A 21,441-nucleotide genomic window follows, 5' to 3' on the forward strand; every position below is an offset into this window, starting at 1 on the left:
ACATGAATATGAAGCACTTGGAGGCGGCTCTGGAAGACGTCTCTATTGCCGGCTGACCTCATTCAGCCAGAATCTGCAAACATTTTTGCGCATAATTCTTGACAGCACCACCATCTTCTGCTCCTAGTACGACACCAGCGAGTGGCACGAGAGCCTATAGACCCGACTCTGGCTGACGCCATTTGTGACCGGATCATCTACAACGCCTATACCATCCAGATTGAGGGGGAATCCATGCGCAAGCGTAAGGGCATCCCAGAGTAATTTCCGGCATAGCGGACCGATGCACCACGCCTGCGGCCGCCGTGCACCATTTCTGCCGAATTGGTGCACCATTGTGTCGGTGTCAAACCAGCGGTGGAGGTGCCTGTTTTACGCGGTCAGGGTGTCGGACTACCAACGGTCAAGGTGTAGTTTTGGTCCGGCGTACGCACATTTACTTTGTTACACTAATTGCAACTATATTCAAGCATAAAGCAATTTTACATCAGAAAAAAAATCATGAAATTCCTAAAAAAATTTGGTTACCACAAAATCATCCTCAAACCCAAATGTACCAAATTTATATTTACCAATGCGACAAAAGCTAATTTTATATGCCATTTCTGGACTATCAATATTATCTTCATGAAACTTCAGGTAGATATTTAGATATAGCCCTTTTCTAAGATTCAGATATGAAGCAAGAGTATTCTCTATTATTTTGCATCGTGTCTTCTGTAAATCCATAGTTTATTTAGCACGAAATTTAGTGGAACCGTAATCATCAATGAAATGATAGGAGCTACCTTTTCATAAATCCCCATAATATCCACAAGCAAGAACAATAAGCACGTACTAATGCAGAGCGAAAGCATATAGGTTAAATAAGTTTTGACAAGCGAACCTTTGGGTATTTCTTTTTTCGTTGCTGGACAAAATACAAATCGGCTATTTAAGAAATATGCATTTAATGTGCTGACGATAAATCCCAAAGCATTGCCAAGTAAATATAATTTTGCATCGATTGCTATAACAAGGTAATACACTAAAAGGCAAATAATGTTATTCAAAATGCCTACCAGGCCAAACTTAACGATTTGCGATACAAAAGGAACAGGGGCGCAAAATTTTTTTTCTGTTGACCTCTTATCCATTCTGCTTATCCTCCGCGCTTTCTCGCTCGGGCGTTTGTTCTTCAATAATATATACGGGACGGTTGCGACTAGCATCAAAGGTTCGCCATAAATACCCGCCTAGCAGCCCTAGTGTCATCATAACAACTCCAAAACTAAACAGCTGAAAAATAAACAAAGTGGTAAAGCCCTCTGTATTGATTCCCATTGTCAACTTGGTGATAAAAACAATAATCGCCCATAACAGAGAACCCACACAAGATAAAAAACCGATGGTAGTGACGAAGGATATAGGAACCGTAGAAAAGCTAAAAAGGGTGTCCGAAACCAATCGAATTTTCTTTCTCAATGTCCAACGACTTTTACCGATTTTTCTTTCCCTGCGTACATAGTTTATTTTGGCTGTTTTAAAACCACTCCAAAGGATCTGCCCTGTAATAGCACTGTTTTTCTCATCCAACCGTTCCAGTACATCAATAACCTTTCGATCAATCAGAAATACATCAAAGCCGTGTTCTGGCATTTTAGGCAATGCGACCTTTCGCGTCAGCCAGTAATAAAGCTCAGAAAAAAACGACTTATCTGCTCGATCTTCACGAACAGCCAAAACCACATTATTACCTTGTTTCCAATACTCATACATTTCTAACAGTAGTTCAGTGGGTTCTTGCAAATCTGCCGCCTTTATAACTGCACAATCCCCTGTGGCATGAGACAAACCACAAAGAATAGCCGCATGGCTGCCAAAATTTCTGGAAAGACGAATACCCTTGATATTAGAATCAACTTTTATCAGATTCTGAATCATATCCCAGCTATGATCTTCCGATCCATCATCAACCATAATAATTTCATATTCAAAATCAATGGTATTGATGATTTTTTTCCTGATATCTTCATAAAGTGGTTGCAAGTTCAGTTCATTGTAATAAACAGGAATAATAATAGATAATTTATTCATCTTTCATCCCAATTTCTTTTAAATATTCTGCATAGTCACGTATGTATTCGCTAGGGTCATAGACCTCGCTGGCAATACACAGAAGAACCGAATCTTCAGAAAAATCATACATTTCTTTCCAAACCATTTCGGGCAAATATACCCCCATATGTGGCTTGTCCAACACGATAACTTTTTCCGCTTTACCGTCCATAACCTTCACTTTTGAAGTGCCGCTTACGTTAATTAATACAAACTCAGATCGTCGATTGGCATGGCATCCACGTACGACCTCACGATCTGACCCGTAAATATAGAAAATCCTCGCAATTGAAAAGGGAATATCCTTATTTCCTTCCACTACGACTAAATGTCCTCTTTGATCACCGTTTTGTTTAAACTGCAAAACATTTACATCATTGACATATCCCATATTTATCCTCCACCCTCATTACTTGTTACAAGTCAAGTTTAGTTGTACTCTGTTTCTTCCAAGCATCATATCCAATTCCATTCCAAGGCATTTTTCTATCAAAAGAATATCTCCATGGATATACTCGCTCACCGCTGCTCGTGTGTATGTCTTTAACTGATCCATGCGGTCTAGCAGGATTCCCAAAAACAACTGTTTCTTGAGGAACATCTTTGGTCACAAGAGCACCCGCGCCGACTAATGCATCTTTATAAATATGCACGCCTGGAAGTAAAATAGATCCTGTTGAAATGACTGCAAATTCTTCAATTTCTACACCAGCTAATTGTTCTGAAGGTGGTTGTGGATCATTGGTTAAGACCACATATGGAAATATCCAGACGTAGTCATGAATTTTACTCTTTTGCGATATATGAACATTACTATGCATATTAACATAATTTCCAATTTGACAAAAGCCTTGTATATCAGATAGGGTACCGATACTGACATGTGTCCCAATTGAAGCATGTTCTCTAATTGTTACTCTATGGCCTGTTTGGAAGTTATCCCCAATCGTGCAATCGCCATAGATTATCGTCTCGCTACGAATAATAGAAAAAGCTCCTATCTCGAGTGGATGAGCCTTATTACTTTTGTCAGCATAAAAATCTTGTAAATACTCGCCTAGTATGCATCTCGATCCAACATATGTTCCTTTTCCAATATGAACATTGTCTCGTATAATACAACCAATATCTATATAAACATCTTCTTCAATCACAACGTTATTGCCAATAAAAACATTTTCCTTAATAATAGCGGAATCGGCAATTCTCTGATTTTTTCCCATCTCTTATTACCTCCCTTATAACTTTATAAACTTTGTTTTCATCAACAAATGCTAGATTCCCAGTCATTAATGCACTCAATAACATACGATTGTTCTGTATCCGTCATCCCATTATACATTGGTAGGCTTAAAACCTCGTCTGCATATTCCTCTGCAATGGGAAAGTCTCCTTTTTTGTAACCTAAATATTGATATGCTTTGCTCAAATGAGGCGGAATAGGATAGTGTATTATCGTCCCAATTCCTTTTTCCTTCAAATAATTTGCAAGATCATCACGCTGACCGTTTTTCACATGGATGACGTATTGATGCCATGTCGAATCTGCTCCCGGACGTATTTGCGGCAAAACTATATTCGCAGATTTAATACTTTTTGTATACTTCTCCGCAATGCGACATCTTTCTTCATTAAACTGATCCAAATATTGAAGTTTTACACGTAAAAGGCCAGCCTGCAATTCATCCAATCGACTATTTGCACCTACTACTTCATTTTGGTAACGCACACGACTTCCATAATTGCGAAATACACGAAATTTATCTGCAATTTCCTCATCATCCGTGACAATTGCGCCAGCATCACCAAATGCTCCACATCCTTTGCTGGGATAAAAACTGAAACATCCAATATCGCCAAAAGTGCCCACAGTTTGTCCATGCCAGTGATTTCCGTGACTCTGCGCGCAGTCTTCTACAACACGAAGAGCATATCTTTTAGCAATTTCCATGATCCGGGTCATGTCACAAGACTGTCCATAGAGATGCACAACTAAAATGGCCTTGGTCCGATCAGTGATTTCGGATTCGATCTTTTCGGCGTCTATATTATCGTATTGATCCGGTTCTACAAAAATTGGAGTGGCACCGTTCATAGAGATACCCATCACACACGCAATATACGCATTGGAGCAGACAATAACCTCATCCCCCTCTCCAATACCTAAAATTCGAAAGCTCATCCAAAGAGCATCCAAGCCACTGGCAAGACCAACACAATGTTTTACACCAATATATTTCGCCCATTCCTGTTCGAACGCTTTCACTTCGTTTCCAAGAATATACCATCCACTCCGCAGCACTTCAAGTGCCTTGGCTTCATATTCCGGCGCATGAAGATCATATTGACGTTTTAAATTGTTTGGCATAATGTTCATATTACTATATCTCCTTTTACTTAGCTTTATCCTGCAATTAATTAAACTGCTTCAAATAACTCGTAAATTGATCCATTTAAAGATATATATTTTTCTAAATAAGCTTGGCATGCAAACTATTGCAGCATAAAAAATTATTTTTTACATTAATATTTAAAGTCGTGTATTCCCTTTCTATTTCTCCATCAGCTTTCGAAATATATATCCATCACATGCGCGGCGGCACTGGCCATAATGAGATACATACCATAAGACCTAATGCATATATAAGTATGATGCATGGAAATTTTGATTTATATCTGTTCCAGACGGAACTATAATCTATTCCCATGCAGATGTAATAGTACAATAAAATATAACCCAAAATGAAGAATCTAATTTCCAGGGCTCCAATTATACTGACCAGCGATGAAAAAAGAATGGCTATAATATATATTCCTCTATTCTTGAACCAGTTCATTAAGCCAGAAAGCATATGAGTCATACTCTCGCTTGTATTTGCCTTCGATCTATAATTTAAATATCCTCCTAGAGGCAACATAAACCATAGAGAATAGCATATTACTGATATGAGCATCATAGATTCCCCAAGAAATTCAATATATGTATCAGGGTAGCAATGATTTAATGCATTGATAAAATGCCTAAAATATACTCCCACGAACCAAAGAGGATGCAACAGTGCCTGTTTAAAATATGCACCTATCGTCCCAACCGATCCGTTAAAATAGTGAGTTAACATGTACTGCCCAACATTATCCCCAAATGCAACTCCTGGATATGGCGTTTCCCCAAGGCCTACATAAGTTTCATATCTTTGAACTGATAATCCCCATTGTAATTGCGATGTAAATAGTCCTCCGCTTTCTCCTGTATTCACCAAAATGCTATACGAACCATCCGTTTGCATATTAATCCACGCTTGAGGCATACCTGCGCATAAAACCCCAAGCAGCAACATTAGCAAACAAATTAATACAAATTTCGCTCTTTTATTCCAGTTTTTATAGGCAACGATGAAGGGAACCAATACAAAAAGAAAAATATACATTGTTCGAATGTTGTATGCAGCATATGTTAAAACACCTATGAAAAATGAGATAACGCTTGCTTTGAATAATATTGAGGTTTCATTCAAAGTTAATATTAGCAAAAAAGCTGCCAGAACACAGAACGCCGCAGGCAAATCGCTCAATATAAAAATGATCTGCTTTCCCCAGAATGCCAACAACAAAACAGATGGCAACACACACGAAAATGCGGATGTCTTATAGCCAAATATTTTTTCAAAAAAAGTCGGAATGATACATGAAAATAAAAATGCATACACCAGCGCAGCAACAAGATAGTAGGAAAAAAACGGATTCCCAAATAATCCACCGAAAATATTTTTTGCCAATGCAATGAGCAAAGGAAAAACGTATCCCCTCAAATTGCCGTATAATGGTGATAAACTAACTCTTCCGTCTGCAAAAATAGCGTCAGATAATGCATTGTAGTTTGCCGCATCGTAATAATATTTTGTAGTGTAAAACGTGTGAATATATGTCAAAATAATAAAAAATACATATATAAATGCTACTGACTTTTTGGTGCGGTATCGAGGGTCAAAAACAATAGATTTAACTTTTTGAAATACAAAATAGATCCAGCACCAAATAATATACGGTAGTGTAAATATAATGGTCAATAATGTTAACCTATCTGTTTCTGGATATCCTAAGTGACTCGATATTTCTTTGAAGCGAATGGTGGCCTGTGTACCAGCTGTTGTATTGACATCAATAACAACACATGAAGCCTTGTCTGGAATTTCTAAAATATTTATTTTATCTGTTATATGTGTCGTTTGCTGGGAGATTGCCTGATTATTCGAATCAAACCACACGATATTACTCAGAACATTGGCGTATTCAAGTATTTCTGCCTCAATTTCTAGGTATTCTGCCTGTTTGGCTACCGGTATCTTTAGCTGCCCATTGCCGCTTTCGTAAATCCGATAACTATCCCCTAGCTCACTTATTCCCTCCGAATTATTATATATAATCTCAAAAAGGTCGATATTTTCAATTTCTTTTGATTGCGCAAATGGCCAGACAGATAAAGAAATTTGTCTTGTATAATGATGCGATACCACCAAATAGCCACAAACGAATATTAATATGGAAATGATAAGGCTCATGGCTCTTCTCAACAAAAAATTTGTAGGTTTTATCAAGCTGGAACCCAATATAATGCTCCTTCCTCTACTCACTACAGTCATCAAACTGTCCAAAGCACTTGGATGGTTTGACGCATTAAGCCTATTTATTTTCAAAAGAAATATGTGATTGCCATAATATTTTTATTTTAAGGTATCAATTGACCGTGAATTATAGATATATAAACATGTATAAACGCAAAGATCCATACCAAAATCAAACATATATATCCACTTGTGGCGAAAAACGGTTCCTCGATATTTGAGTCTTGCAATTTTGTTATCCCACTCTTATATTTTTTAAAATGCGCATGATAAAAACAGAATAACCCCTCATATCCCTGAATCATAAAAATCATAATAGCTGGTAACGCAGAAATAATATATCTTCCTTGCGCCTGATATCCCATGGTATAAGATTGGAAAAGACTAAATACAATAGGACAAATAAATGTTACGATTAAACTTATACTAAGTAATTTATCCCTACGGCACTTTATCAACCAAAAAGCATAACTAATTATTCCAATCAAGATAATTGAATAATAGAGATAATACATATATTGCTGCATTGGTATATTCATATATCCAAAAACACCAATCAAACTATTGAATGTAGATAAAAACCATGGAAAAAGTATTGTCGACAAGTCCAAGCCTTGATCTCTGGGTGAAACCGAGATATATACATCGTGCCCTGCTGCTGCATATGCCTCCGCACATTCCCGAGATGCCTTAATGCCAAGAAAATCGCCATCATATATCATTGCGTTTCTGATAAAATACCATCCCGCCAATATGAACACGATGACCGCAACTAAAAGTATTCGCTTAATTATAAAGCTTTTTTTATCTAAGATAGAATTATCGCGCAAACATGAATCAATGCAAAACAGTATGCTAATTATGATCCAGCCATATGCAAAATAATACGTGAGTAGGCATGCCGAAATCGAAACAGCTAGCCCTACACATTTTTGTATTGGCCAATGTTCAGCGCGTCCAGAAACTAAATAGTACAATATTGCCATGCATGTCATCAATGAAAAAATGTCATTATTTAAATATCCACTAAGAAATACGATCTGTGGCAAGAATCCAATTGATATCGCTAACAAATATGTAGCTAATTTATTTTTAAATAAGTATCTTCCCAATTTTAAGCTAAAGAATACGCAACCTAAACCGGAAAAAATACTAACAGAGCGCATCGCAAGCTGCAAAGCTTCAGTTGAAGCATTCACAATTGAAAACATCTTCATGAACATGTAAGCAATGATAGATGGCAAATATGGCATAAAAGCATATGAAAATCCCCAAACATTATTTAATAGTTCAGGTTCATTACCAATCGGTAGTGCATTGTGCTCATACATCCAAAATGGTACATCATCTCGCATATACTCATCTGGAGCCATATCAATCGGCAAATTTGCTGCAACATTGAAATACACCACAAACAAAACAAAAATGAGTAATATTTTCTTAGCGATTTCTACATCTGAATCTTTTAGATAAACAACCCATTTCCCTGTTTCGATCGACTTTTCAATTTTGATGCCGCGAATAGCAATTACAAGCACACTAGCAAGCAATATCTCCCATATCATGTTTTTTAGTTGCTTGAGAACTAATAAATATTTATAGGAACTATCGTTAACAATAATTTTATCTAAATAGAATATTTCCCCTGCAGTTGTTCCTATATCTGCTCGACATGTGGTTACATTGAAGCCGACTTCTATTATAGCTTCGGTACTTTGAGCCGCTACAATCTGTGTAACTTTATTTTTTTCACTATATCCATGTGTGCTTTCAGCATAATAAATGCTGATTTCTATCTCCTGCTCTAGCGGTTGGGCAAAAACAAACCGAATATTACCTACGTATCCATCTATATTTCCAAATTCTATGTTGGCATCTCCCACTGTATTAGTGTATCTATTATTCTGAACATCATATCCACTTATAGATAAATTAGAGCTTGGAAAATCAAAGTCTTTAAGTGAAGCACTGCCCCACCATCTTAGTTGGCCTAAGACCCCAATGATATTCCATGCTAAAATAGCACCTAGTAAAAGTAATGCCGCATGTATAAATAGCTTATTCTCACTGAATGAAGCTTTTATTTTTTTAACCATTTATTGTAAAATCCTCCCGATCCAGAGTCAAATTGGGATTATAATAAGGATCTCCTGCCGCCAACTCTTTTTTCCATCTGTTTTGAAATCGTAAAACCTCACCCTCAAAACGTTTCTTTTTTTCCGGCGTATCCTCCAAGCCTCTGCTTTTAGATTCATAATGGTACAGTTCCGCATAAGGTGTCCATACAATTAAATAGCCCGCTTTTCTAATCCTCATACACAAATCCACATCGTTAAACGCAACAGCGAAGCTCTCATCTAATCCATCTACTTTATCCCAGACATGCCGTGGAATCATCATACATGCCGCTGTGACAGCAGACAGATTCTGAGCAATTGTCATACGACTCATGTATCCGTAATCTCCTCTACCGCGATATTTATGGGAATGACCTCCAACACCACCAATTCCGAGAATCACACCGGCATGCTGCACAGTGTTATCCGGATAATACAGCATTGTCCCAACAGCTCCAACATCTTTACGTTGTGCAAACATCAGCATTTCCTGAATCCAATCTGGTGTAATCACTTCAATATCATTATTAAGAAGTAAAACATATTCACCACTTGCCGCTTTTTGGACACCATAATTGTTAATAGCAGAATAGTTAAATATCCCTTCCCAGTTTACGATTTTTATGCGTTTATCTTTTTGTACTTCTTGATAATACTGAAAAGTTTGTGTTTCTGTGCTATTATTTTCAACAACAATGATTTCGTAATTATCATAACTTGTTTTGTTCGAAATTGAGTCAATGCACTTTTTAAGTTCATCTATATGATCCTTATTCGGAATAATAATGGAAACCAATGGACTAGAGTGTATTTCATACACAATTTTGTATGTAGAGGGAATAACAGAATCTTCCACATGTCCTCGCAAATGGCAACGTTCCAGATGCTCTGCCAATGCTTTTTTTGCCGCATCCAATGTGTACGGTTTTTCGCTTACATTCTCTGCCACCGAGCCACTATGAGCGCGCCAATAATATAGGATTTCTGGAATATGAACAATACGTTTTGCTTCCTCTGTCAAGCGCAAAATAAGATCATAATCTTGGCTTCCATCAAACTCACTTCTAAACCATCCGACTTCATCCAGAAGATTTTTGCTAAACACAGAAAAATGACAAATATAATTATAGCTTCTCAAAGTATCAGGGGCATAATCCGGCTTAAAATGTGGACAAAATGCATCTTTCGGTTGCTCATGAAATGTATTTTCATCTGTGTAAATGAAATCCCCATTTTGCTCACAAATAGCATGCATAACCTCATGTAGTGCTGCTGGATGAAGTAAATCATCATGATCAAAAAGCCCAATATACTCCCCTGAGGCCATCTCCAGACAAGCATTAGTGTTTTCAGATATGCCTAAGTTCTTTTCTAATTTTCGAAACTTGATGCGAGCATCTTTTTTCATATATTGGCGACATATTTTTTCTACACTTCCATGCTTTACATCACTTCCATCAGCCATGCAAAGTTCCCAATTCTGATATGTTTGATCAATTACAGACTGAATCATTTCACGTAGAAATTTCTCAGGAGTATTAAAAAGAGGCACAACAATACTGAACTTAATATCCTTAGGAAATTTTTCTTGTCTCTGCGCCTCAAGTTCTGCTTTTGTAAATAATGATTTTCTTGCAGTTTCGGCATATTCCTGCCTATGATGTATTTTATTTTTTACTTTTCGCCATGTATATCGAAATCCATTTTCCTTGTAGCATCGCACCCCTTTATTTACTATACGAAAAAAACGAATTTTTCGCAGTGGACATTTAATCAGATCTACAATAACACGGAAAGGCTTTGTGATTTTCCAAAAAAATGCATTCGAAATAACATTATAGGCTGCTTGCATTTCAGCCAATTGCATCTTTAAGTCTTCACGTTGCCCAATCGCAGCATGATAATGCTGCATATAATGATCCAGTTCCCCTTTTGTTTGCTCCAATTCTTTACGGGCTTTTTCTCGCTCCTTCTGGAATTTTTCTTGCTCCCGTTGCAGTCTCCCCTGTTCCTCCGCAAGTTTTGCAGCTGCCTCTTCTCGCTCTATTCGTAACAAATCGGTCATTTCATTAATCGCCAATTCCGAATTATGGAGATGCGCTTCAATATTGCGGATATGTGTTTCTTTATCATCGACCACTTTCTTCCACTCCGCAATTGACTTTATGTGCTCATGCTCTGTCATGCGAATATTTCGCTCATAATCTTGTACCAAACGACTTATATTGTTGCTACGGCGAAACAAAGATGCGTGATATGTTAAATACCGTGGCCGATAATTAATATCATCAACAAACCCTTGTTCAAAAAATAATCGCGCCCAGTATTCCCGCTGCTGAACATTTATGTGCGTACGCTCTTCAAAATCATCCGGTGTAGACGAAAACAAAACTGTATCAGCAAGTGTACAAAGATTTGCGATGGCTTTCTGTCCATCCTCCGCATATAAATGCTCTAATACCTCAATAGTCACGACAAGATCAAAATGCTTTGGCAATTCCTCCGGGATTTTTTCCGTCAATGTGCCTACCATGCAGTATGGTTTTATGTCATCGCGAACCATCGAAATAGCATATTCAGAGATATCAAGCCCATACGCTTCTACACCTCGATCTCGAAGTGCCGCAACCAAATAGCCCATTGCACAACCTGCATCTAAAACCCTCTTCGGATGCAAATCCGACACGATACGTTCAGCAATCATCCCAAAAAATTTGTTCCAATGCTCAGATTCTTCATAAGGAATGGGACCACATCCACTATGATAGTATTCCTCGTTATAGATTTCACTCATTGTTACACCTCATCCAACAGACTGGTAGCCATCGCAAACTATTTGTGTTTCTCCGATCATCTTAATATTTCCATGCTCCAACCAGATCACCCGGTCGCACATTTCCCGAATTTGATCTAAGCTATGGGAAACGAAAAGCACGGTTGTACCGCCACTCATAAGTTCCAACATGCGAGCTTTGCTTTTTTCCTGAAATGCAGCATCACCCACCGCCAGAATCTCGTCCACGATCAAGATTTCTGGCTGTACTACCGTCGCAATCGAAAACGCAAGGCGCATTAACATACCAGAAGAATAATTACGGATTGGCACATCAATAAATTTACCTAACTCAGAAAATGCCACAATTTCTTCGTATTTTTCTTTTAAGTATTCTTCCTCATAACCCAGAATAGCTCCATTCAAAAAAATATTTTCTCGGCCTGTTAAATCATGATCGAAACCGCTTCCAAGTTCGAGCATCGGAACGATATTTCCATGAACCTCAAGTTCTCCGCTAGTCGGCTTAAGAATGCCGGAAATCACCTTTAACAAGGTAGATTTTCCAGCACCATTATGACCAATGATACCAACTACTTCCCCTTTTTGAATTTCAAAGTTGATATCTTTGAGCGCCCAAAACTCTTCGTATTTGATCTTGCCCTTAATCAACTGCACCACGTACTCCTTGATGCTTTGGATTCGATCATATGTCATCAAATAGCGCATGGAAATATCTTTTGCACGAATTATCATGAATATTACACCTTAATCTTAAATATTGAGCACAAAGCGATCCTGCGTCTTCTTAAATACAAACGCACCAATCAGCAACGGAACAAACGAGGCAACAATCGCCAGAAGATATGCTTTCGGTTCCGGAGAAACACCGTCCATCAACACAATGCGAATAAAGCGGATGATGTGATATAGTGGATTCATTTTATATAGCGTCATAAAATTGTTTGGAATGATGCTTTCCGGATAGAATATCGGAGTTGCATACATCCACAGCATGCTCACTACACCCCACAAGAACTGGGTGTCACGGAAAAACACCATCATCGCCGCGAGCAGCATACCAATGCCCAATGACAACGCAAAGAGGCATCCAACACCAAAGGGCAATAGTAAAAGCGACGGACGAATCAGTGTTCTTGTAATTAACAAAACTAACAATAATGGAACAAGTGATAGGCCAAAGTTAATGGTTGAGGACATCACTCGTGTCAATGGATAAATGTATTTAGGCACATACACCTTTGTAATCAATGATGCGTTGCCTACGATGGAACTCAATGACATAGAGGTTGCTTCGTTAAAAAAGCTGAAGCATACGATGCCGGTCAGCAAATAAACCGGAAAATTCGGAATATCTGATTTAAAAAGCGTTGAAAAAACAACATACTGCACCAGCATCGTCAGCAACGGATTCAAAAAGCTCCACAGGACACCCAAAACCGAACGCTTATATTTGGTCTTGAAATCGCGTGCAACCAGCTGCTTTATCAAATAGCGATACTTAGAGAATGCAACGCACACATTCACTGCCAACATTCGCTTCCCACGCTGCAATCCACGGATAAGATGGGCACAATATAGCAACACAACAAGCAAACCAACGCCTGCGATATACCAATAATAATCACCAAACCATAGATTTTCCCGGCTTCGTACCTGCATACATAATGCACCCTCTAATGCTACGCCGTTTACATAAACCAGATCCTCCGGATCTATTCCGACTTCTACTTGCGCCCGTGCCGTGGACATCGCATTGCTACTATATAGAGTCACAGCGTTCCCTGGTGCACTTTGCGGGGCTGTGATGCGAATTTGCGCAATACCAGACGGAATGGACAGAATCGGATCAAAAGTCAGCACAATTTCTCCGCCATCAGTCATGCTCGCAATGTCAACGGTTTTCCTCGCCAGCACCTGTTCTTCCGACAGTACCTCAATCTGTAGAACACCGCTATTTTGTCGTGCATATGTGGCATTAGCAAAAGTCAACCCTGTCAATTGACCCCCTTCTACCGAAATTTGCTGTGTCACTACCGTGTCCGCTGTGATTTCACCTATCGGAGTCATTGCCGCCAGCATATCTGTCTCATTATCACGATAGTGAAATTGTTCCCCGCCAATCAAATAGAAGGCAACCGCCAGCACGATATAAACCACCACAGCAATTCGGCAGCCTTTTTTCAAGGATTGAATACTCATTGATCTGATTCTATCTCCTTTAAATATCGCTGTAATGCATCTTTCCAATGCGGCAGTCTCGCAAATCCTGCTTGTTCCAATTTATCCTTACTCATTCGTGAGTTAAGCGGCCGCACCGCACGAGTGGGATACTCACTTGTCGAGATATGATTCACCTTGACCTGTTTTCCTGCAAGCCGGAAAATCTCTTCCGCAAACTCTGCCCAGGAGCAGATCCCCTCATTTGTGGCATGATACGTGCCATATTTATCCGTCATAATCATATCGCAAAGCAGCGGCGCCAAATCAGCCGTATAAGTCGGGCTGCCAATCTGATCGCAGACTACATTTATTTCGTTCTTGGTTTCTGCCAACCGCAGCATTGTTTTAATGAAATTATTTCCGTTTTTGCCAAACACCCAAGAAATTCGCACGATGAAGTACTGATCCAATAATTGCTTGACTGCCAACTCGCCTCCCAACTTGGTCGCGCCATATGCTCCGAGTGGTCCAGTCAGGTCTTCCGGCTCATAAAACTGATCCCCTGTTCCCGGAAAAACATAATCAGTCGAAAGATAGAGCATTTTTGCGCCGATCTCCTTACAAGCCGCCGCAATATTGCGCGGCCCTTCCGTATTTACCGCACGCACCGTATCCAATTCGTCCTCCGCCTTATCAACCGCCGTCCAAGCGGAGCAGTGAATCACCGCATCCGGATGATAAGTTACAATATAATTTCGTGTTGCTTCTGCATCCGTAATGTCAAAATCCACAAGGTCAACGCCTTTGTTTTCAACCTGACGCGCATCCAATACCTTGCACACATCATAGCCAAGCTGGCCGCCCACACCGGTTACCAATATTTTCATTTCTACACCCCTAATCACATCTTTTGTTTTAGTCCAATGAAAAACATGAATAATCGTTCGGGGAAAACCGTTGCTACGATTTCAAACAGCGAAGTAACAGGACCATAGCTACGATATTTCCAAATCGTTTTCACTGTTCCTCGGATACCGTGAAAATGATCTGCCCTTGCCTGTAGCCACTCCATTCCCTGCGCAAGTTCATTTTCTACCGCGATTGGCAGTGCAACATGCTTTTTCAGCCAAAGCATTTTGTTGATTGCTTCTTGAATGCGAAGACGAAAATACGAATCCTTATCTGTCACACCCGCTAAAACTCCTGTTTGATTATTCCCATGAATTCGATATTGTATTAATGGCCGCATCACTGACTGAACCGAGCCATTTAAAGCAGCATATAGGGCAAGATAATGATCGTGTACCATAAACGGACAAAATGGAATCGCTTGCCATGCGATCTCTGCCCGTATCAACATCGTGCATCCCGTCACAAAATTGCGAAACAGCAATCCTTCTGCCAAATTTTCTCCAGAGTGAAACACGTGATTCCGCCGAACCTTTGTAATACTGTCTGCTGTCTGACGGTCCTGCCCGTCAATGATATACATATCTGAGCAGACCAGCTTTGCGCCGGTCTGCTCAATTGTTTTCTGTAAAATTTCCAATTTCTCAGGCAGCCACACATCATCCTGATCGCAATACGCGATATATTTCCCACGCGCCTGCTGCGTCAATTTCTCAAAGGTGCCGTTGGAGCCGAGATTTTCCTCGTTGCGCTGCACCTGATATGGGAACGAACGGATGCTTTCCGCAATATATTGCTGCACCGTTTCAAACGGCACCGTCGGAGAACAGTCGTCAATCACAAGCAATTCCAGATTCGGATAGGTCTGTGCTTCTAGCGACTCAAGTTGTTCTCGAAACCACTGTAAATTCGGTTCATATACCGCCATCACAATGGAAATCAGTGGCTTATCGCTTTCCGTACATCCGTTCATAGTAATTCTGATACTCTCCCGAAATGATGTTCTCCCACCACGGCTTGTTATCCAGATACCACTCGATAGTCTTCTGAATGCCGTCCTCAAACTTGGTCTTCGGCAGCCAACCCAGCTCGTTATGGATCTTGGTCGGATCAATTGCATAGCGACGATCGTGACCAGCGCGGTCACGGACAAACTGAATTTCGCCCTTGCCCAGCGCCGCGATAATCAGCTGCACAACCTCCAAATTGGTCTTTTCGTTGTGACCGCCGACATTATATACCTCACCAACACGCCCATTGCGAATAATCAAATCGATTGCCGAGCAGTGATCTTCAACATACAGCCAATCGCGAACGTTCTTGCCATCACCATAGACCGGCAGCGGCTTATCATTCAACACGTTGGCAATCATCAGCGGGATCAGCTTCTCCGGGAAGTGATACGGACCGTAGTTGTTGGAGCAGCGAGAAATGGTCACCGGCACACCAAATGTGCGATGATATGCCTGCACCAGCAGATCTGCTGATGCCTTAGATGCCGAATACGGGCTGGAAGTATGAATCGGTGTTTCCTCGGTAAAAAACAAATCAGGCCGGTCAAGCGGCAGATCACCATACACCTCGTCGGTGGAAACCTGATGATACCGCTGGATGCCATACTTACGGCAGGCGTCGAGCAGCACCTGCGTACCCATCACATTGGTCTGCAAGAAAATCGCCGGGTTTTCGATTGAGCGATCCACATGGCTTTCCGCCGCAAAGTTCACAATAATATCCGGTTTTTCCTGCTCGAAGATACCGTAAATCGCTTCACGGTCTGCAATATCTGCCTTGACGAATTTAAAGTGCGGGTTATCCATCACCGGTGCGAGTGTTTCCATGTTGCCCGCATAGGTCAGCGCATCCACGCAAAGAATCTCATCCTCCGGATGCTCGCGCAGCATATAGTGTACAAAGTTACCACCGATAAAGCCAGCACCACCAGTTACTAAAACTTTCATTTTCACCACTCCTCAAAACCTGTTACAGCATCCTTCAAAAACGGCGAAGCGCTGTCCTTAGCCGACAGCACGGGCTCAGTCACGCCCCAGTCAATGCCAAGCTCCGGATCATTCCAGCGAATACCGCCATCTGCTTCCGGCGCATAATAGTTATCCGCCTTATACAAAAATTCCACATGATCAGTCAGTGTCACAAAGCCATGCCCAAACCCACGTGGAATCATAAGCTGCTTCTTATTCTCCGCCGAAAGCTCTACCGCAACCCACTGCTTGTATGTCTGGCTCGACGGACGCAAATCAACCACCACATCCAACACTACACCACTTGTGCAACGCACCAACTTGGCCTGCGCCTTGTCTCCACGCTGAAAATGAATGCCGCGCAGCGTACCCTTGACCGTCGAGGACGAATGGTTATCCTGCACGAAATCATAGTACAGCCCCACCTCTTCCATCTTACGCTTGGACCAGCTCTCCATAAAAAAACCGCGATGATCCCCAAATACATCCGGCTCCAAAATCACAACGCCATCCAATTTGGTTTTTGTCAATTTCATTCTCTTTTTCTCCTCAATACTGAATTTTTCCGTCTGCCACACGCCGCAAATGCTCTCCATACGGCGATTTTCCATAAGTATCAGCTGACTGCAGCAGCTTCTGATCCGAAATCCATCCGTTCCGATACGCAATTTCCTCCGGCGCGGAAATCATAATTCCCTGTCGATTCTCAATTACCTGCACAAATTCTGCCGCTTCAACCAGTGTATCCATCGTACCTGTATCCAGCCACGCATATCCGCGGCCCAGCAATTGAACATTCAGATCGCCAGCTTCCAGATACATCCTGTTCAGATCGGTGATCTCCAATTCGCCTCGTGCCGAAGGCTTGACCTGCTTGGCCAGTCCGACAACCCGATTATCATAAAAATATAAACCCGTAATGGCATAGTTTGATTTTGGCTGCTTGGGCTTTTCTTCGACCGAAATGACGTGGCCAGCCTCATCAAATTCCACAATACCAAACCGTTCTGGATCATTAACATAGTATCCGAATACCGTCGCCTGTCCATTCTCCGCATTGCGCACCGCAGTTTGCAGACGTTTCCCCAGACCGGCTCCATAAAAAATATTATCCCCCAGCACCATCGCGCACGAATCACCCGCGATGAATTCTTCCCCCAAGGTGAACGCTTGTGCCAAACCATCCGGCGAGGGCTGCACTTTATAAGAAAGATGAATCCCATACCGGCTGCCGTCACCCAGCAACCGCTCAAAATTCGGCAGATCGGTCGGCGTAGAGATAATCAAAATATCCCGAATCCCTGCCAGCATCAGAGTGGACAGCGGATAGTACACCATTGGCTTATCGTAAATCGGAAGCAGTTGTTTACTCGTCACCATCGTCAGCGGATACAATCTGGTCCCGCTTCCACCCGCCAATACAATCCCTTTCATCTGATCCCGCCTTCCTTTTTTGCATTATTTCTATCTGTTTTTACAATTTTATTCATATATCCGTACTTCCACATTTTCCGTCCACCACAGCACATTGAGCGCAAGCTCAAAAAATTTCAAAAATGTGCACTTTCACCAAACAGAAACGCATATAACCATTAAAATAATACTACAAACGCCTGCATTTTGCAAGCAATTTGGTTCACTTTATTCTGCCATCCCTGCCAACCGATGTTATCAACTTTCCGGCTATCAGATCATCATTTCTGATCATATAGCAAGGTTTCTGCCAAGGAAAATCCCGTAAGCATCATGAAATAATTCCCAAATTCGTCATTTATCGTTGTTCCGGGGCATAAAAAACGCACTTTTCAAAATCTGAAAAGTGCGTTTTTTTGGCGGAGACGGAGAGATTTGAACTCTCGCGCCGGTTTCCCGACCTACTCCCTTAGCAGGGGAGCCCCTTCACCAGCTTGGGTACGTCTCCATATGAAATTGAAGCTTCCGCCGAAACAAGCGAATGGCGGAGCGGGTGGGATTCGAACCCACGCGCCCTTTCGGACAAACGGTTTTCAAGACCGCCTCGTTATGACCACTTCGATACCGCTCCGTATCTTGCCCGATAAGCAAGAATAATTATACCATTCGTTTTTCACTTTGTCAATCTTTTTTGAGCAATTGTTCCCATTCTGCTTGTTTAAAGCCGGTCAGCACAAAATCCTCGCCCACCAGCAAGGGACGCTTGACCAGCATGCCGTCGGTTGCGAGCAGCGCCAACTGCTCCTCCTCACTCATGCTTGGCAGCTTATCCTTCAGCCCCAACGCCTTGTACTGCAATCCACTGGTGTTGAAAAATCGTTTGAGGGGCAGGCCGCTGTGCGCGTACCACGTCCGCAGTTCTTCTTCCGTCGGATTGTTCAGCTTAATGTCGCGCTCATCATACGAAATCCCCTGCTCCTCCAGCCACTTTCTGGCTTTCTGACAGGTCGAACACTTGGGATAACAAAGAAACAGCATGCTATTCTTCCTTTCCATCTGTTTATTCCGATATATCTGTGGTGCTATGGTCGCGGCATAACACAAACAGCTCCGTCGCCAGTAAGATGCAGGCCGCCACCGACAGGCAGCCGCGCAGCACCATTTTTCCCGACCACTCGGGCGTCGTCACCCCCATCAGACGGGCAAGACCGTAGCCGCCCAGATCGGACACTGCCATCGTCGTTGTCACCGCGCTGAAAAAAGCCAGCCACGCCGGATGCGGCTTGCCATATAGCAGGCGCGCCAGATGGTAAAACGCCAGCACCAGCATCACGTCCGCCACAAGGCCGAACGCAAAAGACGCCATCTTGGGATCGACGCAGGTCATGCGATAATTGACGAGCAAATGCAAACAACTCCACAGCAGCGGCACCAACGTCAGTTTGGCGGACTGCTTGGTCATTTCGTTTCCTTGTGCCTTAGCCAACCCGATGACACACGCGCCGCACAGTACGGTAACCACTGCATATACCATTTCCAACGCCTTCGCCCAACCGGCAGCGTCCTCCTCTCCGGTTGTCACCGTCAGATAGAGATACCCCACGCCGCCGACCAAAAGCAACAAACCGGAAATCACCGCCGCCATACGAAAACCCGCGCTTTGCGTACCCAGAAGCCGTTCAAACGACATATCGTTTGCCGCGCGCAGAGGTGTACTCAGTACGGCATATGCCACCGCAGCCACAACCAGCAGCGCGGTAAAATACCATACCCATGCGTCGCCGGCCGCAGGCAGGCCCGTTCCAATATCAAAGCCGTTCAGCATATGTAGCGCGCGCACCACCACACCCGGCAGACACAGCACAATCGCCAGAACCGGCAATATCTTTGTTTGTTTCATTCCGTTCCCTCCAGAGGTCTTTGACATACAAAATGAGTATACCACATACCGCTCCGCTCTTCAAGCAACGGTATAAAAACAGCTCTTTCCGGCCTGCAATACCGAAAAGAGCTGCCTGCTTGCAATGATATTCCTCTTGTGCCGGTTAATGCCGGCTCGCCTTGGGCATTTTCTCCGCCTCAAGGGCAGAAAATTCCGTATTCGCTGGCGTATGACGCTTCATGCCGAACTTCAGCAAAATCGGCGTGACCAGCGTAGTAACAATAACCACCAAAACGATTGCCGGGAACATTTCGGAATTGATCAGTCCCGCCTGCTCACCCTTTTGCGCCACAATCAGCGCGACCTCACCGCGGGAAACCATACCCAAGCCAATGGAAATTGCGTCGTACATCTGGAATCCCATCATCCGCGCACCCAGACCACAGCCGATGATTTTAGACAGGATGGCCACAATCGTCAGCACCACCGCAAACAGCACCAAATTACCTGTCAAACCATCCAGATTGGTCTTGATACCAATTGACGCAAAGAACAGCGGCGAAAACAGCATATAGCCCAGTACATTGGTTTTGCTGGCCACATAGTCGCGCGTATCCGAAATATTGCACATGACGATACCGGCGAAATACGCGCCCGTAATATCGGCAATGCCAAAGAGTGCCTCCGCGATGTAGCTCATCAAAAAGGCAAATACCAGCGCGTAGATGGCAATACGTCGATGCTTGTGCCACCGCTGCTCCATCTTGATAAACGCCTTGTTCGCCACCAGTCCGACCACAAAAACAAAGATGAAAAAACCGATGATCCGCCCGAACACCAGAAGCGGCTGCACAGACGGGTCGGTAAACGCAGTCAGCACTGTCAGCACCACAATACCGAGAATGTCGTCAATGACTGCCGCACCCAATATCGCCGTGCCGACCTTGCTTTTCAGCTTGCCCATCTCGCGCAACGTTTCTACGGTAATCGATACCGAGGTTGCGGTCAGCACTACGCCAATAAAGGCCGCCTTGAGCATATTCAAGGGGTCTGCCGGCTCACTTCTGAAAATCAGGTAACATCCTATGCCGCCCGCCAGCGGCACCAGCACACCGATGACCGCGATCACAAAGGACGCAAAGCCGGTGGTTTTCAGCTCCTCCAAATCGGTATCCAGACCTGCGTTGAACATCAGGATAATGACGCCGATCTCCGCTGCTTTCACCAGAAAATCCGTCTCGCCCACCCACGCAAAGCCGCTCGGCCCTACCAGCACACCAGCGACCAGCGCGCCAACAACCTGCGGCATATGCACTCGCTCCGAGGTCAGACCGAAGATTTTGGTGAACAGCATGATAATCGCAATCGTCAGAAGAAAATCATATGACACAGCGATACCGCCCCTCTCATTGTAATAAAAGAACATCTACCATTATACAACTTTTTTCTAATTCAACCAGTA

At 42.5% G+C, this 21,441-nt stretch carries 19 protein-coding genes and 2 tRNA genes; 1 reads left to right on the plus strand and 20 read right to left on the minus strand.

Annotated elements, in window-relative coordinates:
- The first annotated feature begins 141 nt into the window (after positions 1-141).
- Complete coding sequence (locus ACTQ3V_RS10015) at positions 142-264, plus strand: ATP-binding protein (protein WP_441467370.1); 123 nt, start codon at positions 142-144, stop codon at positions 262-264.
- 434 nt (positions 265-698) lie between these two features.
- Here ACTQ3V_RS10015 and ACTQ3V_RS10020 read toward each other — a convergent pair whose 3' ends face one another.
- The 20 genes from ACTQ3V_RS10020 to ACTQ3V_RS10115 form a co-directional block, all read right to left on the minus strand.
- Complete coding sequence (locus ACTQ3V_RS10020) at positions 699-1,136, minus strand: GtrA family protein (RefSeq protein ID WP_441467371.1); 438 nt, start codon at positions 1,134-1,136, stop codon at positions 699-701.
- Positions 1,129-2,076, minus strand: a complete 948-nt coding sequence (locus ACTQ3V_RS10025) for a glycosyltransferase family 2 protein (RefSeq protein WP_441467372.1) — start codon at positions 2,074-2,076, stop codon at positions 1,129-1,131. Before ACTQ3V_RS10025 ends, ACTQ3V_RS10020 begins: the two co-directional genes overlap by 8 nt.
- Complete coding sequence (locus ACTQ3V_RS10030; RefSeq protein ID WP_441467373.1) at positions 2,069-2,488, minus strand: sugar 3,4-ketoisomerase; 420 nt, start codon at positions 2,486-2,488, stop codon at positions 2,069-2,071. Before ACTQ3V_RS10030 ends, ACTQ3V_RS10025 begins: the two co-directional genes overlap by 8 nt.
- Before the next feature lie 25 nt (positions 2,489-2,513).
- Positions 2,514-3,320 (minus strand): acyltransferase, encoded by an 807-nt coding sequence (locus ACTQ3V_RS10035; protein WP_441467374.1) that lies wholly within the window; start codon positions 3,318-3,320, stop codon positions 2,514-2,516.
- Positions 3,321-3,361: 41 nt separating this feature from the next.
- The gene (locus ACTQ3V_RS10040; RefSeq protein WP_441467375.1) at positions 3,362-4,474 is read right to left on the minus strand and encodes a DegT/DnrJ/EryC1/StrS family aminotransferase; all 1,113 of its coding nucleotides are present in this window, start codon (positions 4,472-4,474) and stop codon (positions 3,362-3,364) included.
- A gap of 208 nt (positions 4,475-4,682) precedes the next feature.
- The gene (locus ACTQ3V_RS10045) at positions 4,683-6,656 is read right to left on the minus strand and encodes a hypothetical protein (protein ID WP_441467376.1); all 1,974 of its coding nucleotides are present in this window, start codon (positions 6,654-6,656) and stop codon (positions 4,683-4,685) included.
- Between the two features lie 167 nt (positions 6,657-6,823).
- Positions 6,824-8,815 carry an ArnT family glycosyltransferase gene (locus ACTQ3V_RS10050; RefSeq protein WP_441467377.1) on the minus strand — a complete coding sequence of 664 codons (1,992 nt, stop codon included), beginning with the start codon at positions 8,813-8,815 and terminating at the stop codon, positions 6,824-6,826.
- Positions 8,808-11,630: a glycosyltransferase gene (locus tag ACTQ3V_RS10055; RefSeq protein WP_441467378.1), complete on the minus strand. Its 2,823-nt coding sequence runs from the start codon at positions 11,628-11,630 to the stop codon at positions 8,808-8,810. Before ACTQ3V_RS10055 ends, ACTQ3V_RS10050 begins: the two co-directional genes overlap by 8 nt.
- 9 nt (positions 11,631-11,639) lie before the next feature.
- On the minus strand, positions 11,640-12,365 hold the full coding sequence (locus tag ACTQ3V_RS10060; RefSeq protein WP_441467379.1) for an ABC transporter ATP-binding protein: 726 nt from the start codon (positions 12,363-12,365) through the stop codon (positions 11,640-11,642).
- An 18-nt stretch (positions 12,366-12,383) separates the two neighbouring features.
- Entirely contained in the window at positions 12,384-13,832 is a 1,449-nt protein-coding gene (locus ACTQ3V_RS10065) for an ABC transporter permease (protein ID WP_441467380.1), read from the minus strand.
- Positions 13,829-14,680 (minus strand): dTDP-4-dehydrorhamnose reductase, encoded by an 852-nt coding sequence (gene rfbD, locus ACTQ3V_RS10070; RefSeq protein WP_441467381.1) that lies wholly within the window; start codon positions 14,678-14,680, stop codon positions 13,829-13,831. Before rfbD ends, ACTQ3V_RS10065 begins: the two co-directional genes overlap by 4 nt.
- A gap of 14 nt (positions 14,681-14,694) precedes the next feature.
- Positions 14,695-15,630, minus strand: a complete 936-nt coding sequence (locus tag ACTQ3V_RS10075) for a glycosyltransferase (RefSeq protein ID WP_441467382.1) — start codon at positions 15,628-15,630, stop codon at positions 14,695-14,697.
- 19 nt (positions 15,631-15,649) lie between these two features.
- Complete coding sequence (rfbB, locus tag ACTQ3V_RS10080; RefSeq protein ID WP_441467383.1) at positions 15,650-16,663, minus strand: dTDP-glucose 4,6-dehydratase; 1,014 nt, start codon at positions 16,661-16,663, stop codon at positions 15,650-15,652.
- Positions 16,664-16,665: 2 nt separating this feature from the next.
- Positions 16,666-17,220 carry a dTDP-4-dehydrorhamnose 3,5-epimerase gene (rfbC, locus tag ACTQ3V_RS10085; RefSeq protein WP_441467384.1) on the minus strand — a complete coding sequence of 185 codons (555 nt, stop codon included), beginning with the start codon at positions 17,218-17,220 and terminating at the stop codon, positions 16,666-16,668.
- Positions 17,221-17,233: 13 nt separating this feature from the next.
- On the minus strand, positions 17,234-18,118 hold the full coding sequence (rfbA, locus tag ACTQ3V_RS10090; RefSeq protein WP_441467385.1) for a glucose-1-phosphate thymidylyltransferase RfbA: 885 nt from the start codon (positions 18,116-18,118) through the stop codon (positions 17,234-17,236).
- A gap of 396 nt (positions 18,119-18,514) precedes the next feature.
- Positions 18,515-18,605 (minus strand) — tRNA-Ser (locus ACTQ3V_RS10095).
- Between the two features lie 34 nt (positions 18,606-18,639).
- Positions 18,640-18,728: transfer RNA gene (locus tag ACTQ3V_RS10100), tRNA-Ser, on the minus strand.
- A gap of 50 nt (positions 18,729-18,778) precedes the next feature.
- Positions 18,779-19,135 (minus strand): arsenate reductase family protein, encoded by a 357-nt coding sequence (locus ACTQ3V_RS10105; RefSeq protein WP_441467386.1) that lies wholly within the window; start codon positions 19,133-19,135, stop codon positions 18,779-18,781.
- Positions 19,136-19,157: 22 nt separating this feature from the next.
- Complete coding sequence (locus ACTQ3V_RS10110) at positions 19,158-19,997, minus strand: hypothetical protein (protein WP_441467387.1); 840 nt, start codon at positions 19,995-19,997, stop codon at positions 19,158-19,160.
- A 145-nt stretch (positions 19,998-20,142) separates the two neighbouring features.
- Positions 20,143-21,369 (minus strand): cation:proton antiporter, encoded by a 1,227-nt coding sequence (locus tag ACTQ3V_RS10115; protein WP_441467388.1) that lies wholly within the window; start codon positions 21,367-21,369, stop codon positions 20,143-20,145.
- Positions 21,370-21,441 lie beyond the last annotated feature (72 nt).

Source organism: Candidatus Agathobaculum pullicola (assembly GCF_052117205.1).
Taxonomy (GTDB): Bacteria; Bacillota; Clostridia; order Oscillospirales; family Butyricicoccaceae; genus Agathobaculum; species Agathobaculum pullicola.